Below are 18,522 nucleotides of genomic sequence, written 5' to 3' on the forward strand. Positions count from 1 at the left end.
TTTCTTAAGCGTGCTTCAGGCTTGTCCTACAAAAATAGTGACGACGCGCCCGATCAATGCGCGCCAGCGGCAGAACAGCCTGCGATTCTCGGCATCCGCGCACCGAAATAAGCCGCACTGCCCACGCCCACCATGCCCATCAACGCACTGAACATCACGCAGATCCACGGACTCCACGGCATCAGGCCGATCAACAACAGCGGCGTGACACTCGCCCACGCGGCGTAGGCAATGTTGTAGGTAAACGAGATGCCCGAGACGCGAATTCGCGCCGGGAACAGACTGACCATCACCGATGGCACCGCGCCGACCACCCCGCAGGCCAGCCCTGCCACGGCGTAAGCCAGGCCGACCCAGTCACCGCCCGTGATCAGGCAGCTGTAAAGCACACCGATGCCCAGCGGCAGCAGCAGGCTATAGAACATCACCGTGCGCCAGGCGCCAATGCGGTCGACCAGCAGCCCGGCGAGCACGCAGCCGATGTTCAGGAACACGATGCCCAGTGCGCTCAAGGCGAAGGTATGGCTGGCGGTCATGCCAAAGGTTTTCTGCATCATGGTCGGGGTAATGACCACGAACACCACCACGGCCGAAGTCAGCACACAGGTGAGAATCATCGCCGGCAAAATGGCCAGCCGATGCTCACGCAGGACCGTGCGTAGCGGCAGTTCGCCAGCCGCCTCGCGCTGCGCCTGCATGGCCATGAACACCGGGGTTTCGCTGAGCCAGCGACGCAGCCAGACGCCGATCACTCCAAACACGCCGCCGAGCAGGAAGGGATAACGCCAGGCGTAATCGAGAATTTCCGCCGGAGTGAAGGCCTGCGCCAGGAAGGTCGCGGTCAAGGCACCGATCAGATAGCCGAAAGTCAGCCCCGCCTGCAGGAAACCCAGGGCATAGCCCCGGTGACCGACCGGCGCATGCTCGGCGACGAAAACCCAGGCACTCGGCACTTCGCCGCCCACCGCCGCGCCCTGGAGAACACGCAGAACCAATAGCAACAGGGGTGCGAAATAACCGATTTGCGCGTAGGTCGGCATGATCCCGATCAGCAGGCAGGGCAACGCCATCATCAGGATGCTCAGGCTGAAGACTTTCTTGCGCCCTAGGCGATCGGCGAAGTGCGCCATCAGGATGCCGCCCAACGGTCGCGCCAGGTAACCGGTGACGAAAATCCCGAAGCTTTGCAGCAGGCGCAGCCACTCGGGCATTTCCGGCGGGAAGAACAACTGGCTGAGGGTCAGGGCGAAAAACACGAAAATGATGAAGTCGTAGATTTCCAGCGCGCCGCCCAGGGCGGCAAGCCCCAGGGTCTTGTAGTCCGAGCGGCTGAACGGCGCCGGGCGCGAATCGGTGTTGGCAGTCATGTAAAGAACTCTGGCACAGGCAAAAACCAAGGCGCCCATGGTCTACGCAAACGCGCTGGCGGACAACCCGTTAGACCAAAGTCCCATAGCCACGAATCAGCCCCGCAAAAATCCACGGCTTGAATTAATGTTGGCGTCTGTCCAGACGGGCGGTTGCCGCCCCGAAGACCACTACAAACATAAAAATTCGAGGTACCCCCGTGGCCGCTGATATCGAAGATAGCCGCTCCGCCCGCTTTGCCCTGCGCTGTTCAAGTTTTGCCGAACGCTGGTTCCCCGACTCCTGGGTGTTTGCTGCCCTGGCGGTGATTATCGTGGCGGTGGCCACCATGGCCATGGGCGCCAAGCCCACCGACGCCGCCATGGCCTTCGGTGATGGCTTCTGGAGCCTGATCCCTTTCACCATGCAGATGGCCTTCGTGGTGATCGGCGGTTATGTGGTCGCCAGTTCACCACCGGCGGTGAAACTGATCGACCGTCTGGCGAAAATCCCGAAAAACGGCCGCTCTGCCGTGGCCTGGGTCGCGCTGATCTCGATGGTCGCCTCGCTGCTGAACTGGGGCTTGTCCCTGGTGTTCGGCGGATTACTGGTGCGCGCCCTCGCCCGCCGCACCGATCTGAAAATGGATTACCGTGCCGCCGGTGCCGCCGCCTACCTGGGGCTCGGTGCCGTGTGGGCCCTGGGCCTGTCGTCATCGGCGGCTCAATTGCAGGCCAACCCGGGTAGCCTGCCGCCCTCGATTCTGTCGATCACCGGGGTGATTCCATTCACCCAGACGATCTTTCTCTGGCAGTCCGGCGTGATGTTGCTGGCCTTGATCGTGATTTCGCTGATCATCGCCTACGCCACCGCCCCCGGCCCGAATTCGGCGCGTGACGCCAAGGCCTGTGGCGTCGACCCGAGTTTCAACCTGCCACCGCTGCAACCACGCACCCGCCCCGGCGAATGGCTGGAGCACAGCCCGCTGCTGACGATTCTGCTGGTGCTGCTGGCTGCCGGATGGTTGTTCCATGAGTTTTCGACCAAACCGGCCATCAGTGCGATTTCCGGGCTGAACACCTACAACTTCCTGTTCATCATGCTCGGTGCCCTGCTGCACTGGCGCCCTCGCAGCTTTCTGGATGCCGTGTCCCGTGCGGTGCCAACCACCACCGGGGTGTTGATCCAGTTCCCGCTGTATGGCTCGATTGCGGCACTGATGACCACGGTCAAGGGCGCCGATGCGCAGACCCTGGCGCATCACATCTCGACCTTCTTCGTCAGCATTGCCTCCCACGACACCTATGCCGTGCTGATGGGCGTGTACTCGGCGATCCTCGGTTTCTTCATTCCGTCCGGTGGCGGCAAGTGGATCATCGAAGCGCCGTACGTGATGCAGGTGGCCAATGACCTGAACTATCACCTGGGTTGGGCGGTACAGATCTACAACGCCGCCGAAGCCTTGCCGAATCTGATCAACCCCTTCTACATGCTGCCATTGCTGGGCGTGCTGGGGCTGAAGGCGCGGGACCTGATCGGTTTCTCGTTCGTGCAGTTACTGGTACACACGCCACTGGTGCTAGTGTTGTTATGGGCACTGGGGACGACGCTGGCGTATTTGCCGCCAGTCATGCCGTAACCTAAAAGAAAGGGGGCCGGTATTGATCGGCCCCTTGTTGTTCCGCCCGTCGGTTTCTGTATCTGCTGGTCTAATACGCTGAAAAGGATCTGAGCATGTTCAAACTTGCGGCACTCACCCTCGCAGCCTTCACCCTGAGCACCACCGCCCACGCCGATGTCAATTTGAAGCTGGGCACTACCGAACGCGTTACCCGCCTCTTCGCCTACCCCAACAATTGCAACGTGATCTGCTTTCGCAACTGGACGCTCGAGCAAACCGTCGAGCATTACCTGACCCAGAGCGTGCAGCGCGATGGCTACGGCGACGCGAAGGTTCTGGTCAAAAACGACAATGGTCAGCTCCACGCGCAAATCATCGGCGTGCCCAATAGCTATGAAAAACCTTTGGCAGCGCTGCTCGATGCCGGTGACCTGGCCTATAACGGCGCCAGCAAACTGAATGCCGACGGCAAGTGGGCGTACAGCTGGTACCTGTTCCTGCCGCTGGGCATGGCCCTGGAGAACCGCAGAAGTGTCGAGTTGCTGCACTTCCCGCCCGACTATTCGTTGACCCAGGCCCAGGATTACCTGAAGTCCGCCACCACGGATCGGTGGGCCTCGCTGCTCACCATCAATGGCATCCCGGCCGAGCAGACGCCGGCCTTTCAGACCATCATCGACATCGCCCCTATTGCCGCCCCCTCCAACGCCGGCAAGGACCTGGAGGGCGTCTACAGCTACTTCAACGACTACCAGACCACCATGGTAAGGAACGTCAGCCTGCACGCCAGCGGTGAAACATTGCCGATGGTCGCCTTCGGCTCACCGGTGCGTAACTGGATCAAGCAACAATACGGGGCGACCGTGAATGTGCTGGGGCTGGCGACGATCAGCCCGAGTGACGGGGTGAAGGTGCGGGTGCTGGGTTCCAACCACCCAAGCTACATCTGGTATGCCGCCGATCCGGCAAGCTATTCCGGCAACGATGCCAAGGCCAAGGCCGATGCGGCGGGGCTGAAAGTCATGGGTCAGGATTTGAGTGCCGCATGCTGGCAGGCCGTCATGGGCCGCCAACCGGACGGCAATGCCGATGTCGAGCTGAAAACCTGCACACAAACCTGGCAAGTGGCCGAGAAGGAAAAAACCTGTGCGCTTTTCTACACCTCGATTCGCAACCTGACGCCGGGACAAGCGGCGGCCAAATGCTCGACAGCAGCGATCCAGTTGCAGCTCAAACAGCTCAAGGCACCCGCACCGGCCACCGCCCTGCCCGCGCCACCGCTGTAAACCGACTATCGGCAGTCCATCTGTCAGTTTTGACAGTAGACCGCCCGCGATATCTGCGAGAGGCTTGGGCCGTACTCCATGTGCTGCAGCGCTGACTGGATCGTCAGCCGATGGAAGTCGCAGCACCCAGCCGACAGGGATCGTTATGAAAGCCGATGCACTGCGCAAGTCTCTCGCACCGCCGCCGCAGGGTATTTACCCTTTTGTGGAGCTACCCCCGTACCTCGGATATCCATCCCTGGCCGATTTCGAGATTCTCTCGAACGACCAAGGCACACCCATGGCCGCGGCAGCGTTGCGCGAGTTTCCCCGCATAAGCCGGATCTGCCGGGTATCGGGGCATTTGCTGCCCTGTCGTGGCCGGCATACCCGACAACTGGCCCGGGATATTCATGTCCATGACCCGCATTTCTGCGGGCTGCTGCGCCACTCTTGCGACCCGAACGTATTTCTCGACATGAGTGAGCTGTGGTTGTGGGCGCTCAAAGACATTCAGAAAGGTGACTGGCTGTCGATGGATTACGCTGCCACGGAAGACAAACTGCTGCGCCAGTTCGCCTGCCGCTGCGGTTCATACAACTGCCGGGGCTGGATCACTGGCTTCGATGAAGCGCCGAACGCCGACGGCCAGCTGTTTTTGCAACAGTGGCGTCGGCAAAGTCCGCGCTGAAGGGCTTTACAGGGGTTCGAACGGACGCAGGCGGTACTGCGGCGGCAACTGCTCGAAGCCGCTGATGGTGGCGTTCAGGCTCTTCCAGCGACCGTCCTTGATACCGTAGATGCAGCCATGAATCGACAGGCTCTGCCCACGGTGCCAGGCGTTTTGCACAATGCTGGTGTGCCCGACGTTGGCCACTTGCTGGATCACGTTGAGTTCGCAGAGACGGTCGACCCGCTCTTCTTCGGTGTCCAGTTTGGCGAGTTCTTCGCGCTTTTCGTAATAGAGGTCGCGAATCGAGCGCAGCCAGCCGTCGATCAGGCCGAACTGGCGATCCTGCATCGAGGCGCGCACGCCGCCGCAGCCATAGTGGCCGGTGACGAGGATGTGCTTGACCTTGAGTACGTCGACCGCGTACTGAATCACCGACAGGCAGTTGAGGTCGGTGTGCAGCACGACGTTGGCCACATTACGGTGTACGAACAGATCGCCCGGCAGCATGCCAACGATCTCATTGGCCGGCACCCGGGCATCGGAACAACCGATCCACAGGAACTCAGGGGTCTGTTGGCGGGCCAGCTTGGCGAAGAAGTCAGGATCCTCCTCCTTGATCGCAGCGGCCCAACGCTCGTTGTTATCAATCAGATCTTGTAATTCGTTCATGCTCTGAAGCCTCAAGAATGATGCGCAGCTTTGACTGACAACCGTCCGTCGGGGTCACGCGCGAAATGCGGATACTCTCCTGATCCGGTACAAGGGGCTCCATGCCGGTGGAATTCTCGGTAGCCACGTGGGTCAACCGTAGTAAGGCCTACAGTATGAGGAATTGCCATGAATGATTCACGACGTCCGTACGATGCGGTGCAACCGGAACCGGTCGATGATAACGAAGACCGCATGGGCTCGGTGCGCGAGCTGGATTTCGACACCGAAGAGCCCAGCGCCAGGATCGGTGACGAGCTGCCGGAAAACGAGCGCGAACAACTGATGCCACCCCGCCGCGGACGTGAAGCAGACCTGACGGGCGCCTCGACCGGCGACCATCAACCTACCGACGACGACCTGAGCCCGGAAACCCTGATCCGTGAAGACGGCGCCCGGGATGCTCATGAGGCGGGCAATGATAAACGCGCGGATTGGGACCTGAGCATCGTCGATGAGGACGATATTGGCGGTGGCAATGGCCTGGATGAAGCGGAAATGGCGCGACGCGATCCGATGGACGGCAAGCGCTGATCTTCAGTGCCTGAAAGATCGCCATCGCGAGCAGGCTCGCTCCCACAGGTTTTATGTACGACACAAATCTCTGTGGGAGCGAGCCTGCTCGCGAAGAGCTTTTAAGCTCAATCGACCAATGTGCAGGCCATGACCACCGCATCTTCGCGACCGCCCACCGCCGGGTAGTAATCCCGGCGTCGGCCGATCTCGTTGAAACCATAACGCTCGTACAGTTTGAACGCTGCGGTATTGCTGTCGCGCACTTCCAGGAAACACTCCCGGGCGTCGGCCTTGTAGGCAATCGACATCAAATGCTCCAGCAATGTCAGCCCCAGGCCGCGGCCCTGGTTTTCCGGCTTGACCGTGATGTTCAGCAGGTGCGCCTCGTCGAGGATGATCTGCACCACACCGTGGCCCACCTGTTGCTGGCCTTCGAACATCAGCCAGATCTGGTACTTGCCCAGGCCGTCGAGGAAAATCCCGCGAGTCCAGGGATGGCTATAGGCCGCGTACTCGATTTTCAGCACGGTCTCCAGGTCCGCCTCGGTCATCGGGCGAAACGATACAGCGTCACTCATTCGATTCTTTCCAACGCGCCATCAGCCGACGCATGGCTTGCCAGACATCAGCCTTACGCTGTGGCTCTTCCATTAATAATTCCAGGCCCGGTACCGCCCAGGCCGAGCCCAAGCCTTCGATCTGCAACTCGCGATTGAACGCCTCGGCATCCGCTTCGCCGGCAAAACGCACGGCGGGCAGGCCGATCAGCCACAGGCAGGCGCAGGGCGTTTCTTCCATGCGCACCGAGAGAAAACCTTGCACGAAGTCGCGGGCCGCTTCCGGGCCCTGATCCATCGTGCCACGCACCAGCAGCGGCCAGCGCACCGGCTCGCCGACGATCTGCGGGCTGTCCGGCAGACCGGCGGCGCGCAGCATGTCCTTGAGCAGCAGATAAGCAGGGTCGCGGGTCTGGAAGGATTCGCCTGTGGGTAACTCCACCAGCAGCAGGCAACGCCCGGCCCGCAGCAACTGCAGGGCGAAACGCGGCGGCGGCACGACCGGTGCCTTGACCACGACGGGTGCCTCTTCGGCCTCTTCCACCGGTTTGGCACCGGTGCGAGTGCTCGCCAGCGATGGTCGCGGCACCTCGATCTTCACCCGCTCGGCCGGTTTGACCACAGGCGTCACGGGCGTCTCAGCCACGACAGCCGGTACGATAGGCGCGGCCTCGGCCGGCTCGGGTATCTCCAGCAGCTCGGGCCGCGACGGCGCAGCAAAGGGCAATTCGGTGCGCGGCAGCCAGTTGACCACCTGCATGGCGTTCAAATAAGCGCGACGACGGGACTCGATAAGCAAAGGTCGGTCACTTGTGGATAACTAAAGTGCGCTGATTCTACCGCCGTTCGCACAAGATCGCGCGCTGTTGATCGATAGACTTCACGGACAGAAAAAACAACAGCCCGTCCCGAGAGTGAATCGCATTGCCCCCGATGCAGTACAATCGCTGCTTTTAATCGCCAACCAGCCGGCCATTCCGATGATCGAACCCAAGCGCGTCTTGCGCGCCCTCGCTGAACACTGGGCACTTCTGGAGCCACTGTGCGAGCACTTCGACCAAGGCACACTGAGCCTCAACGAACTGCGCACGCAACTGGCCGCCCAGCAACTCGACAGCACGCCGCAGGACATTACCAGCCTGCTCGACGTGTGGATTCGCCTCGACATCCTGGTTCCCGTGGCCAAAAGCCCGAACCGTTTCGAGCTCAATGCGCAGATTCACGACTTCCTCGCCTATCTGCGCCGTGAACACCGCCTGGGCCTGTGCCTGGAGATCGAAGCCTACCTGCGCCACCTTGAGCGTCTGGCCGGCTATATCCAGGACGCGTTCGACATTCGCGACGGTAATGACCTGGCCCGCCAGTTGCGCCTGCTCGACATGCGCGTGCGTGACGTGCTGAAAAAACTCGATAACGACGAACAGGCACTGGTGGCCGTCGCCGAACGGGCGAAAACCAGCGATCGGCAGATTCCGTTGCGCCAGCGTTACGCGGAAGTACTGGCGACCTGGGACGAATACGTCGAGCCGATGATTGATCTGGTGAACGCCGACGGCGCCTTCGAGCAAGGCGTGCGCAAGGTCGAAACCGTGCTGCTGAAGATGCTCAGCGAACAGCAGCGTCTCGGCCACCTGGTCGACGACGACATGCTGCTGCGCACCCACGCGCGCATCCTCGAAATGCAGACCAGCGCCCAGCTGACCCTGCGCCATGCCCGCGAGCTGCTCTTGCCGTTGCGTGAAGAGGCCCGCCGGCACAATGCCGTGACCCGTGGCGCAGCGCTGGCCCTGGCCGCCATCCGGCGCAAGGGCATCGATGCCGTACCACAAGCGGCGATGCCGCTGTTCACACGGCCGCAAAGCACTTTCCTCGGCAGCGCCAGTCAGGTTGAAGCCTACGTCTACGCGCTAGCGCGTTTCGAACCGAAACCGGCGCGTTTCCCCAAGGCGCACAAGACCCAAAAAGGCGGCGATGCGCCACGCGCGCCTCGCACGGTTCGGGAAATGCTCGAGCGCTGCGAAGACGCCCTGCCGATGCCGGACCTGATGACCTGGTTGCTGGAGCAGGAACCGGACGGCGCCACCGACGAATTGCTGTACTGGTTCTCGCGCCTGTCGCGGGAAAAACGCTTCAAGCGCGAGCGTCTGGAACGTCGCGAATACCTTACTCACGAGCACCAGGTCAGCCTGCGCTCCTTCGCCCTGCTCTCGGTCAGCGATGACGCCGCCGAGAATTCTGCGAGCATTCCTCATGCATCTTGATCTATCCGAACTGTCCCATCTGGCGCCGATCTTTCGCGAGCTGTTCAAGGGTTACCACGTCAGCCGCCGCGATCCGGAGCTGTACGCACAGTTGTCGAACTTTCAGGACCAATACCGCACGCTGTTCAAGGCACTGGGTTTTGAACTGGTCTGCGACACCCGCGGCTTCTACTACTTCGTGCCGGACCTCGCGGCAGCGGCGGTGAACAAGACCGCCCAGCGCCTGGCGCTGTTCACCTTCATCCTCGTCGAGCACCTGGCCGACCAGGGCCGCGACCCGATCTCCGTGCTCGACGGTGGCAGCCTCGGCCGCGATGAGCTGCCGTCGCTGCTGGAAAAGTACCGCGACCTGTTCATCCAGGCCGAGGTGCAGACCCAGGACGAGCTGGAAGAAAAGATCATGCGCCGCATGACCCAGCTCGGTTTCGCCAGTGAAGAAAACGGCGTCTACCGTTTCCTGCCGCCGATGCACCGTTTCCTCGATGTGTGCCTGTCGGTGCAGCAGGACCGCGATCTGGCCGCCAGCCTGCACAGCGTCCTGCCGTTGCCGGTACCGGTACTGATCGATGAAGACAGTGACGAAAAACTGCTGCAGACCGACGATCCGCTCGACTTGAGCGAATTCGAAAGTGAAAGCGAAGAAGACGCCCTGGCCCGGGCCATTGCCGAAGAACAGGAGCTCGACGCATGAGCAAGGAACGTTACGGCATCCGCCGCTTTGCCCTTTTGAACACCGCCGGCTACAGCCTCGGCCTGTTCCCGCTGGAAGAGCCGCTGTCGGTGTACGGCGCGAACAACCTCGGTAAATCCGCCTCGATCAACGCCTTGCAGTTCCCGATCCTGGCGCGCATGTCGGACATGAGCTTCGGCAAGTACAGCCTGGAACAATCCCGGCGCTTCTACTTCGCCTCGGACACCAGCTACATCCTGGTCGAAGTCAACCTGCCCCACGGTCCGCACGTGATCGGCGTGGTCGGTCGCGGCCCCGGTGGCGGTTTCGGTCACCAGTTCTTTGCCTACGCTGGCAAGCTGGACCTGGCCCACTACCAGAAAAACGACACCTGCCTGCGTCAGAAAGAGCTGTTCACCAACCTTGAACGCGAAGGCCTGAAAGCCTACGAACTCAAGCCGGACGAACTGCGCCGCTTGCTGGTCGGTGGCCACACCTCGATCCCGCTGGACCTGACGCTGATCCCGCTGCGCTCCACCAGTGAGCAGAGCCTGAAGACCTTCCGCGCACTGTTCATCAACCTGCTGCACATGCGCGAAATCACCGCGGCCAAACTCAAGCAGCTGTTCCTCGATGCCTTCGAACACAGTCTGCGATCCGGCAGCGTCGATTACATTGCCGCGTGCGAAGAAGCCTTCCGCGATGTACGACGCATGGAGCAGGACTACAACTCGCTGGTGGCCGCCGGCCCATTGGTCGAAGCATTGGCCAACGGCGTGAAGCAACGCGACATTCTGCGCGGCAAACTGCACCGCATCTCGCCGCTGCTCGATTCATTGCTGGGCACCTGGTCGGACTACGCCAGTGCGCGCAAGGAAGAGCTGACCATTCAGGCCGAGCACTACCGCAATGAGCAGGACGCCCTGCAAAACGACCAGCGCGGTGGCACTCAGGAACTGATGCGCCTGGAACGGGAAATCACCGGCATCCAGCGCTGGCTCGGCGAATTGTCGGTGCTCAAGCATCGCTTTGCCCTGGTCGATGACGTCAAGGTGCTGGAGCAGCAACTGCTGGCCGCCAAGGACGCCCACGATGAACTGGCCGGTGCCTTGGCGCAGTCTCGTCAGTTCAGCGCCGAAGACCTCGACGAGCGCCTGCGCGACCTGGAAAAACGCCTGAAGTCGGTCAAGCAGCAGCTCGATCACGCCGACAACAACAGCTACGCCCGACTGCGCGAAGAGTTCTCGCAGCAGGACGTCGAGCGCCTGATGCGCCTGTTCAACAGCGCGCTGTTCAGCCTGCCGCTGGGCGAACATGGCATCACCCTCGACGAAAACGGCGACTGGGTGAAATCCGTGGAGCTGATCCTCGACGGCTTCAAAGGTGAGCGCTTCGAAGTGCCGGGCCTGTCCATCGACATCTCGCACATCGAACCACCGGCATTGCAGGCCCTGGCTGACCGTGCGGCCCTGCGCGACCAGAAAGAACGTCTGGAAAAAGAACTCAAGCAACTGAAAACCCAGCAAGCCGTGGCCGCCGACCGCGCCGCGAGCAAGACCCAGACCGAAGTGCTGTACCAGCAAGTGCTGGATGCGCAGAAAGCCCTGGAAGACTTCCGTCGCGCGCAAACCCTGAGCGCCGAAGAAGGCGACAAGCTGGAACAGATGGCTCAGATGGAAGCCGCACAGGACGAATTGAAGCGTTCCAGCGACGCCTTTACCGAGCGCGTCCAGCAACTGTCGGCCAAGCTGCAATTGGTCGGCCGGCAGATCGGCGACATGGAAGCCAAGCAACGCACCCTCGACGACGCCCTGCGCCGCCGTCAGCTGTTGCCGGCGGACCTGCCGTTCGGCACGCCGTTCATGGACCCGATCGACGACTCCATGGACAATCTGCTGCCGCTGCTCAACGACTATCAGGACAGCTGGCAAGGCCTGCTGCGGGCCGATGGCCAGATCGAAGCGCTGTACGCTCAGGTGCGCCTCAAGGGCGTGGCCAAGTTCGACAGCGAAGACGATATGGAGCGTCGCCTGCAGCTGTTGATCAACGCCTATGCACACCGAACCGACGAAGCCCTGACCCTGGGCAAGGCTCGCCGTGCCGCCGTGACGGACATCGCACGGACCCTGCGCAACATCCGCAGCGACTACGACAGCCTCGAACACCAGTTGGCGCTGTTCAACCGCGAAATCAACAAACGCCAGGTCTCCAACCTGCAAAGCTTCCGCATCGTGCTCGCACCAAACAAGGAAGCGCTCAAGCACATCGACCAGATCATCCACAGCGCCGGTCAGTACGAGGAAGGCGAAACCCTGTCGGTCTTCGACCTCAGCCAAAGTGCCGAGCAGGACAACAAGAACGAAGAAGCCAAGGAATACCTGGCGCGACTGGTGGCGGCGAACCACAACCAGCTCGGCCTCAAGGACTTGTTCGAGCTGGCGTTCGAGATCACCAAGGTCAACGGCCAACCGGTGATTCACACCGACATCGACGGCGCCGCGTCCAACGGCACCACCATGACCATCAAGGCGCTGACCAACATGTATTTGTTGCTGCACTTGATGGACCGTGACCAGGCCGGTCGCGTGCGCCTGCCGTACTACCTCGATGAGGCAGCGGACATCGATGAGAAGAACCAGGCCGCCTTGCTGGAAACCAGCTTGCAACTGGGCTTCGTGCCGATCCTGGCGAGCGTGAAGCCACAGGTCTGCGCCAGTGTCGCCATCGACCTGGAAGGCGGCAGCGGCCCGGCCGGAATCTACATCGACGAGGCGGACTGGAAGTACATCCGTCGTCATGATCAGGTGAAGGCGACGGTCAACGAACAAGCGGATGAACCGGAGCTGGATGCGGTCTGAGGCTTGAATCGAAGGCAATGAAAAAGGCCGCGATCCATTGGATCGCGGCCTTTTTCATTGGTCTGCCATTTAGCTTTGCAGTGAACTTCAGGGCCTCTTCGTCGGAACGCCGCCCGGGGCAAGCCCGCTCCCACATTTGATCGCATTTCTTCAGGAAAAACCCAGTCCCCTGTGGGAGCGGGCTTGCCCGCGAAAGCGTCATCACTGACGCTACATAACCCTCAGACTATTTACCCAGCGAAATCTTCGGCGCCCAGGTCAGCCATTCGTCTTCGAACTTGTCGAACAACGCGAAGGTCTGCTCCGGTCGCGCCGGGCTGCCCATGCGCTCGCCGTCCGGCGTGGCGAAGGCGACACCGCCCTGAATCATCGTCTCCAGGGATTCAGTGCGCACCGTTGCACCTCTGAACAGTCCGACATCGAAGTCGAAACCGCTGGTGTTCCAGAAGCGCGTGCCGCTACGCACCAGCGGCGCGTACTTCGGTTCGATCAGGATATGGATCAGGACACGATCGGCGGTTTGCCCCAATTCATAACCCGTTACCTTGCCCACCGTGATTTCGCGATACGTTACCGGCACGCCGGCCTTCAGCGAACCGCGACGAGCGGCGCTGAGCACCAGACTCAAACCGTCTTCACGCTTTACAGCTTCAGGCGGACTGGCCAGGGCCATGAAGCTTTTCTGCGGCCCCAGATTCTTGGCAGCCGGCAGCACTTCGATGTATTGCCCGGTCACCAGGGTTTCAAGGTTCGATGTCTTGATCAGCCCCAGTTCAGGCTTGACCACCCAGAACTGACTGCCAACCCGGGCGATGCGCTCCGGCACTTCCGTAATCCGCGCGGTCAGCAGCACCGATTGCAGGTCGTCACTCAGGTCAACGTCTTCGATCTTGCCGACATCCAGGCCCTTGAAGCGAATCGGCGTGCCCGTACGCAATCCATCGGCGCGATCTACCTTGATGGTAATCACCTCGCCCTTTTGCGTGGCGTCGTCATGGCTGGCGAACAAGCGGAAACGTGGAATGCGCTTTTGTAGCGGCGCCTTGGCTTCCGGGGTTTCAAACGCGATACCGCCGGCCATCAGGCTTTGCAGCGATTCACTCTTGACTTGAACACCACCGGTCAGTCCACCCGTGAGCGTGATGCCGCTGGCATTCCAGAAGCGTGTCGAGGCGTTGACCAGATCCTCGTATTCCTTCTCGATATGCACACCGATGATCAATTGCTTTTTGGTGCGCGAAAACTGATAGCTCTGTACCGAACCGACCTTGACCTGCTTGTAGAGAACCGGGCTGCCAACTTCCAGCGAGCCAAGGTTTTCGGTGAACAACACCAGGTGCAGGCCGGGCGCACGCAGATCCAGGGGTGGCGCCTTGGGCCGCGCCACGAATTCGCGTTGCGGTGCGGCACCCTTGTCGCCAGGACGCACAGCGATGTAGTTGCCTTTTACCAACGCCTCGAGACCAGTAATCCCGGCGAGAGAAATCGACGGTTTGACCACCCAGAACTGCGTGCCGTCGACCAGGTAATCTTCGGCCAACGGGTCCATCGTCAACTCGGCGGTGGCCCCGGACAGATCAGGATCGACCTTCAGCGCCTTGAGGTTGCCGACCTGAATGCCTTTGTACATCACCGGCGTACGACCGGCCTGCAAGCCTTCGAAGTCGCTGAGCTTGACCTTGACCCGGATACCGGCCGCCGCTGCATCGAAGTCTTCATACAGTCTGAACGGAAGGCTTGGGTCGGTAGGCGGGCTGTCCTTGCGGTTTTCTGGTGTAGCGAACGCAATACCACCGGCAACAATGCTGGCCAGGGATTCACTGCGAACCTTCACACCCGACAGATTGGCATCGATGCTGATGCCACTGGCGTTCCAGAATCGTGTGTGTTTGCGTACCAGTTTGGCGTAGGTCGGCTCGATGAAAACCTTGAGTTCAACGGTGCTCTGGTCTTCGGAGAGCACATAGCTCTTGATCTGCCCTACCTTGATCTGTTTGTAGAACACCGGGCTGCCGCGGTTTAGCGAGCCGAGGCGATCAGCCTTGATGGTCAAGTGCAGACCGGGCTGGGCATCGGAGAGTGGCGGTTCCTGGGCCAGGGCCTTGAACTTGCGAACCGGTTCACCCTCGCCCGGACTGATCGCAACGTAGTTGCCCGAAACCAGCGTCTCAAGACCGGTAATCCCTGCCAACGTCACGCTCGGCTTGACCAGCCAGAAACGCGTGCTGGTGCGCAGGTATTGCTCTACGTCCTTGTTCATTTCGATGCTGGCGATCACGCCTTTGGAACTGCCTTCGTCATCGAGCTTGAGGCTTTTTACCTTGCCGACCGACATGCCTTTATAGACAACTTCGGTCTTGTTGGCCTGAATACCTTCGCCACTTTCAAAGCGTACCTGAATCTCGATACCGGTCTCGTTATAAGCACGCCAGCCGAGCCAGCCGCCGATGATCAAGGCGATCAGGGGCAACACCCAAATGGCAGACCAGTTCGAAGCCGGTCGGGTTTTCGCTACAGGCAAATCAGTCATGGTCGTCGTCCGACTCCGTGTTATCCCAAATCAGTCGGGGATCAAAAGTTACTGCGGCAAGCATCGTCAGAATCACCACCGAGGCGAAAGCGATGGCGCCAAGATTGGCTTCGATACTGGCAAGCCGCCCAAAATTCACGACCGCCACGAGGATGGCAATCACAAAGATATCGAGCATCGACCAGCGGCCGATGAATTCAATGAAACGGTACATCCAGATACGCTGGCGAGCCGAAAGGGGCTGATGGCGCTGCACGGAAAACAGCAGCAGAGCAATGCCCACCAGCTTGAAAGTGGGCACCACGATACTGGCGATAAAAACCACGGCCGCAATGGGGAACATGCCGTAGTGCACCAACTCGATCACACCCGCCATGATCGTGCTGGGCGCGCCTTTGCCGAGGGAGTTCACGGTCATGATCGGCAGCAAATTGGCCGGTATGTAAAGAATGGCGGCGGTAATAAGCAATGCCCAGGTACGCACCAGGCTATTCGGGCTGCGGGCATGCACCAACGCTCCGCAGCGAGTACAGACTTGCTCGTCGGTATCAGCTTCCTGCCTGTTCAATTCATGACATTCCTTGCAAATCAGAATGCCTGCATCAATCGCCCGCATGGGCATCCTCTCCTGATAGCGCTTGCCAGATCTGGTGAGGCGACATTACAACCTCCAGCCAGACTTGAATCAGCAATAAACCAATGAAGCACGCCAGGCCGAGGCCGACGGTGATGGCTGCCATATCTGCCAGTTTGACGATCGCCACCAGCACGCCCATGAAGTAAACCTCGAGCATCCCCCATTCGCGTATATGGTGATAAATGCGATAGAGCAACAAACCGTAGCTGCGCCCGACATCAAAACGGATACTCAACAATACGGCCAGTTGGCACAGCAGCTTGAGCAGCGGGATCCCCATGCTGCACAGGAATACAATCACTGAAACGCTTTGCATGCCCGTGTCAAAAAGGGCGACAACGCCGCTCCAGACAGTGTCTTGCGAAGACTGCCCGAGTAGATGGAGCTGCATGATGGGTAAAAAGTTCGCCGGAATAAACAACAACAAGGCGGCTATGACCAGTGCGAGACTGCGCTGTACGACGTTATACCGATTGGCATAAAGCTCGTAGCCGCAGCGCGGGCACAGGGCTTTTTCGCCATGGGCGAGTTCTGGCTTACGCATGAGCAAGTCGCACTCATGGCAGGCAACCAGATTTTCCAGTGGTAATTCTGACAGCTCTTTGGCGTCAACCGAATCCGGCATAAGCGCTCTGACTCTGAAAAAGTTGGACCTATTCTAGTGTCCCGGGACAAAAATAACTGCGCCAATTTGTGCTCGATTGAGCATGCTTTTTCCACGCCAAAAACAAAACCCCTACCTGCATACGCAGATAGGGGTTTCGGAATTTAATCTTGACGATGACCTACTCTCACATGGGGAAACCCCACACTACCATCGGCGATGCATCGTTTCACTTCTGAGTTCGGGATGGGATCAGGTGGTTCCAACGCTCTATGGTCGTCAAGAAATTCGGGTACTGAGTCGTGACCAGTTGGCCTCGCTTCAGCAAATTGGGTATGTGATAGCTTCGGTGTTTTGTGAGTCTTTCGAACTTTCGGTTCGTTTCGTCTTCACACACCGCAATCTGGTTGCTCTGGATTAGAGAGCCGACGCAAATTGCTTGGGTGTTATATGGTCAAGCCTCACGGGCAATTAGTATTGGTTAGCTCAACGCCTCACAGCGCTTACACACCCAACCTATCAACGTCGTAGTCTTCGACGGCCCTTCAGGGGACTCAAGGTCCCAGTGAGATCTCATCTTGAGGCAAGTTTCCCGCTTAGATGCTTTCAGCGGTTATCTTTTCCGAACATAGCTACCCGGCAATGCCACTGGCGTGACAACCGGAACACCAGAGGTTCGTCCACTCCGGTCCTCTCGTACTAGGAGCAGCCCCTCTCAAATCTCAAACGTCCACGGCAGATAGGGACCGAACTGTCTCACGACGTTCTAAACCCAGCTCGCGTACCACTTTAAATGGCGAACAGCCATACCCTTGGGACCGGCTTCAGCCCCAGGATGTGATGAGCCGACATCGAGGTGCCAAACACCGCCGTCGATATGAACTCTTGGGCGGTATCAGCCTGTTATCCCCGGAGTACCTTTTATCCGTTGAGCGATGGCCCTTCCATACAGAACCACCGGATCACTAAGACCTACTTTCGTACCTGCTCGACGTGTCTGTCTCGCAGTCAAGCGCGCTTTTGCCTTTATACTCTACGACCGATTTCCGACCGGTCTGAGCGCACCTTCGTACTCCTCCGTTACTCTTTAGGAGGAGACCGCCCCAGTCAAACTACCCACCATACACTGTCCTCGATCCGGATAACGGACCTGAGTTAGAACCTCAAAGTTGCCAGGGTGGTATTTCAAGGATGGCTCCACGCGAACTGGCGTCCACGCTTCAAAGCCTCCCACCTATCCTACACAAGCAAATTCAAAGTCCAGTGCAAAGCTATAGTAAAGGTTCACGGGGTCTTTCCGTCTAGCCGCGGATACACTGCATCTTCACAGCGATTTCAATTTCACTGAGTCTCGGGTGGAGACAGCGCCGCCATCGTTACGCCATTCGTGCAGGTCGGAACTTACCCGACAAGGAATTTCGCTACCTTAGGACCGTTATAGTTACGGCCGCCGTTTACCGGGGCTTCGATCAAGAGCTTCGCGTTAGCTAACCCCATCAATTAACCTTCCGGCACCGGGCAGGCGTCACACCCTATACGTCCACTTTCGTGTTTGCAGAGTGCTGTGTTTTTAATAAACAGTCGCAGCGGCCTGGTATCTTCGACCGGCGTGGGCTTACGGAGCAAGTCCTTCACCCTCACCGGCGCACCTTCTCCCGAAGTTACGGTGCCATTTTGCCTAGTTCCTTCACCCGAGTTCTCTCAAGCGCCTTGGTATTCTCTACCCAACCACCTGTGTCGGTTTGGGGTACGGTTCCTGGTTATCTGAAGCTTAGAAGCTTTTCTTGGAAGCATGGCATCAACCACTTCGTCACCCAAAGGGTAACTCGTCATCAGCTCTCGGCCTTAAGATCCCGGATTTACCTAAGATCTCAGCCTACCACCTTAAACTTGGACAACCAACGCCAAGCTGGCCTAGCCTTCTCCGTCCCTCCATCGCAATAACCAGAAGTACAGGAATATTAACCTGTTTTCCATCGACTACGCTTTTCAGCCTCGCCTTAGGGACCGACTAACCCTGCGTCGATTAACGTTGCGCAGGAAACCTTGGTCTTTCGGCGTGGGTGTTTTTCACACCCATTGTCGTTACTCATGTCAGCATTCGCACTTCTGATACCTCCAGCAAGCTTCTCAACTCACCTTCACAGGCTTACAGAACGCTCCTCTACCGCATCACCCGAAGGTGATACCCGTAGCTTCGGTGTATGGTTTGAGCCCCGTTACATCTTCCGCGCAGGCCGACTCGACTAGTGAGCTATTACGCTTTCTTTAAAGG

Annotated in this window: 14 protein-coding genes and 2 rRNA genes (1 of these 16 only partly in view); 7 read left to right on the plus strand and 9 right to left on the minus strand. The window is 59.4% G+C overall.

What is annotated here, in order from left to right; genetic code table 11:
- Window positions 1-53: 53 nt before the first annotated feature.
- Window positions 54-1,367 (minus strand): MFS transporter, encoded by a 1,314-nt coding sequence (locus tag KSS91_RS24460; protein WP_217836364.1) that lies wholly within the window; start codon window positions 1,365-1,367, stop codon window positions 54-56.
- 200 nt (window positions 1,368-1,567) lie between these two features.
- On the opposite strand from KSS91_RS24460, the gene KSS91_RS24465 reads away from it, so the two are divergent.
- The 3 genes from KSS91_RS24465 (at window position 1,568) to KSS91_RS24475 (ending at window position 4,924) form a co-directional block, all read left to right on the plus strand.
- Window positions 1,568-2,986 (plus strand): short-chain fatty acid transporter, encoded by a 1,419-nt coding sequence (locus KSS91_RS24465; RefSeq protein ID WP_095965592.1) that lies wholly within the window; start codon window positions 1,568-1,570, stop codon window positions 2,984-2,986.
- Window positions 2,987-3,081: 95 nt separating this feature from the next.
- The gene (locus KSS91_RS24470) at window positions 3,082-4,254 is read left to right on the plus strand and encodes a hypothetical protein (RefSeq protein ID WP_217836365.1); all 1,173 of its coding nucleotides are present in this window, start codon (window positions 3,082-3,084) and stop codon (window positions 4,252-4,254) included.
- Between the two features lie 145 nt (window positions 4,255-4,399).
- Window positions 4,400-4,924 carry an SET domain-containing protein-lysine N-methyltransferase gene (locus KSS91_RS24475; protein WP_015096834.1) on the plus strand — a complete coding sequence of 175 codons (525 nt, stop codon included), beginning with the start codon at window positions 4,400-4,402 and terminating at the stop codon, window positions 4,922-4,924.
- A 6-nt stretch (window positions 4,925-4,930) separates the two neighbouring features.
- On the opposite strand, the gene can is transcribed toward KSS91_RS24475, so the two are convergent.
- Window positions 4,931-5,575, minus strand: coding sequence for a carbonate dehydratase (can, locus tag KSS91_RS24480; RefSeq protein WP_015096835.1), 645 nt, complete (start codon window positions 5,573-5,575; stop codon window positions 4,931-4,933).
- A 168-nt stretch (window positions 5,576-5,743) separates the two neighbouring features.
- On the opposite strand from can, the gene KSS91_RS24485 reads away from it, so the two are divergent.
- Window positions 5,744-6,148: a serine kinase/phosphatase gene (locus KSS91_RS24485; RefSeq protein ID WP_217836366.1), complete on the plus strand. Its 405-nt coding sequence runs from the start codon at window positions 5,744-5,746 to the stop codon at window positions 6,146-6,148.
- A gap of 107 nt (window positions 6,149-6,255) precedes the next feature.
- Here KSS91_RS24485 and rimI read toward each other — a convergent pair whose 3' ends face one another.
- Window positions 6,256-6,708, minus strand: coding sequence for a ribosomal protein S18-alanine N-acetyltransferase (gene rimI / locus KSS91_RS24490; RefSeq protein ID WP_007978046.1), 453 nt, complete (start codon window positions 6,706-6,708; stop codon window positions 6,256-6,258).
- A complete protein-coding gene (locus KSS91_RS24495) occupies window positions 6,701-7,447 on the minus strand; it encodes an energy transducer TonB (RefSeq protein WP_217838473.1) in 747 nt (248 codons plus the stop codon). The genes rimI and KSS91_RS24495 overlap by 8 nt, the downstream gene beginning before the upstream one ends.
- Window positions 7,448-7,667: 220 nt before the next feature.
- On the opposite strand from KSS91_RS24495, the gene mksB reads away from it, so the two are divergent.
- From mksB to mksF, 3 genes are read left to right on the plus strand one after another with little or no spacing between them, the layout of a single operon-like run.
- Complete coding sequence (gene mksB / locus KSS91_RS24500) at window positions 7,668-8,948, plus strand: Mks condensin complex protein MksB (RefSeq protein ID WP_217836367.1); 1,281 nt, start codon at window positions 7,668-7,670, stop codon at window positions 8,946-8,948.
- Window positions 8,938-9,639: an Mks condensin complex protein MksE gene (gene mksE / locus KSS91_RS24505; protein ID WP_007978043.1), complete on the plus strand. Its 702-nt coding sequence runs from the start codon at window positions 8,938-8,940 to the stop codon at window positions 9,637-9,639. The genes mksB and mksE overlap by 11 nt, the downstream gene beginning before the upstream one ends.
- Entirely contained in the window at window positions 9,636-12,476 is a 2,841-nt protein-coding gene (mksF, locus tag KSS91_RS24510) for an Mks condensin complex protein MksF (protein WP_102701500.1), read from the plus strand. Before mksE ends, mksF begins: the two co-directional genes overlap by 4 nt.
- A gap of 226 nt (window positions 12,477-12,702) precedes the next feature.
- Here mksF and KSS91_RS24515 read toward each other — a convergent pair whose 3' ends face one another.
- The 5 genes from KSS91_RS24515 to KSS91_RS24535 form a co-directional block, all read right to left on the minus strand.
- Window positions 12,703-15,006, minus strand: coding sequence for a PqiB family protein (locus tag KSS91_RS24515; protein WP_217836368.1), 2,304 nt, complete (start codon window positions 15,004-15,006; stop codon window positions 12,703-12,705).
- The gene (locus tag KSS91_RS24520; protein WP_015096842.1) at window positions 14,999-15,622 is read right to left on the minus strand and encodes a paraquat-inducible protein A; all 624 of its coding nucleotides are present in this window, start codon (window positions 15,620-15,622) and stop codon (window positions 14,999-15,001) included. Before KSS91_RS24520 ends, KSS91_RS24515 begins: the two co-directional genes overlap by 8 nt.
- On the minus strand, window positions 15,609-16,268 hold the full coding sequence (locus KSS91_RS24525; RefSeq protein WP_015096843.1) for a paraquat-inducible protein A: 660 nt from the start codon (window positions 16,266-16,268) through the stop codon (window positions 15,609-15,611). The genes KSS91_RS24520 and KSS91_RS24525 overlap by 14 nt, the downstream gene beginning before the upstream one ends.
- A 147-nt stretch (window positions 16,269-16,415) precedes the next feature.
- Window positions 16,416-16,531 (minus strand): 5S ribosomal RNA (gene rrf, locus KSS91_RS24530).
- Window positions 16,532-16,697: 166 nt separating this feature from the next.
- Window positions 16,698-18,522 (minus strand): 23S ribosomal RNA (locus tag KSS91_RS24535) (it continues 1,069 nt past the right edge of the window).

It is taken from the genome of Pseudomonas azerbaijanorientalis, assembly GCF_019139795.1.
Classification (GTDB): Bacteria; Pseudomonadota; Gammaproteobacteria; order Pseudomonadales; family Pseudomonadaceae; genus Aquipseudomonas; species Aquipseudomonas laurylsulfatiphila.

What these genes read in the sequence shown, in the direction of transcription:
- KSS91_RS24460 (WP_217836364.1), bottom strand. Translation starts at nt 1,367, where the DNA reads ATGACTGCCAACACCGATTCGCGCCCGGCGCCGTTCAGCCGCTCGGAC.
- KSS91_RS24470 (WP_217836365.1), top strand. Translation starts at nt 3,082, where the DNA reads ATGTTCAAACTTGCGGCACTCACCCTCGCAGCCTTCACCCTGAGCACC.
- KSS91_RS24475 (WP_015096834.1), top strand. Translation starts at nt 4,400, where the DNA reads ATGAAAGCCGATGCACTGCGCAAGTCTCTCGCACCGCCGCCGCAGGGT.
- can (WP_015096835.1), bottom strand. Translation starts at nt 5,575, where the DNA reads ATGAACGAATTACAAGATCTGATTGATAACAACGAGCGTTGGGCCGCT.
- KSS91_RS24485 (WP_217836366.1), top strand. Translation starts at nt 5,744, where the DNA reads ATGAATGATTCACGACGTCCGTACGATGCGGTGCAACCGGAACCGGTC.
- rimI (WP_007978046.1), bottom strand. Translation starts at nt 6,708, where the DNA reads ATGAGTGACGCTGTATCGTTTCGCCCGATGACCGAGGCGGACCTGGAG.
- KSS91_RS24495 (WP_217838473.1), bottom strand. Translation starts at nt 7,447, where the DNA reads ATGCAGGTGGTCAACTGGCTGCCGCGCACCGAATTGCCCTTTGCTGCG.
- mksB (WP_217836367.1), top strand. Translation starts at nt 7,668, where the DNA reads ATGATCGAACCCAAGCGCGTCTTGCGCGCCCTCGCTGAACACTGGGCA.
- mksE (WP_007978043.1), top strand. Translation starts at nt 8,938, where the DNA reads ATGCATCTTGATCTATCCGAACTGTCCCATCTGGCGCCGATCTTTCGC.
- mksF (WP_102701500.1), top strand. Translation starts at nt 9,636, where the DNA reads ATGAGCAAGGAACGTTACGGCATCCGCCGCTTTGCCCTTTTGAACACC.
- KSS91_RS24515 (WP_217836368.1), bottom strand. Translation starts at nt 15,006, where the DNA reads ATGACTGATTTGCCTGTAGCGAAAACCCGACCGGCTTCGAACTGGTCT.
- KSS91_RS24520 (WP_015096842.1), bottom strand. Translation starts at nt 15,622, where the DNA reads ATGCGGGCGATTGATGCAGGCATTCTGATTTGCAAGGAATGTCATGAA.
- KSS91_RS24525 (WP_015096843.1), bottom strand. Translation starts at nt 16,268, where the DNA reads ATGCCGGATTCGGTTGACGCCAAAGAGCTGTCAGAATTACCACTGGAA.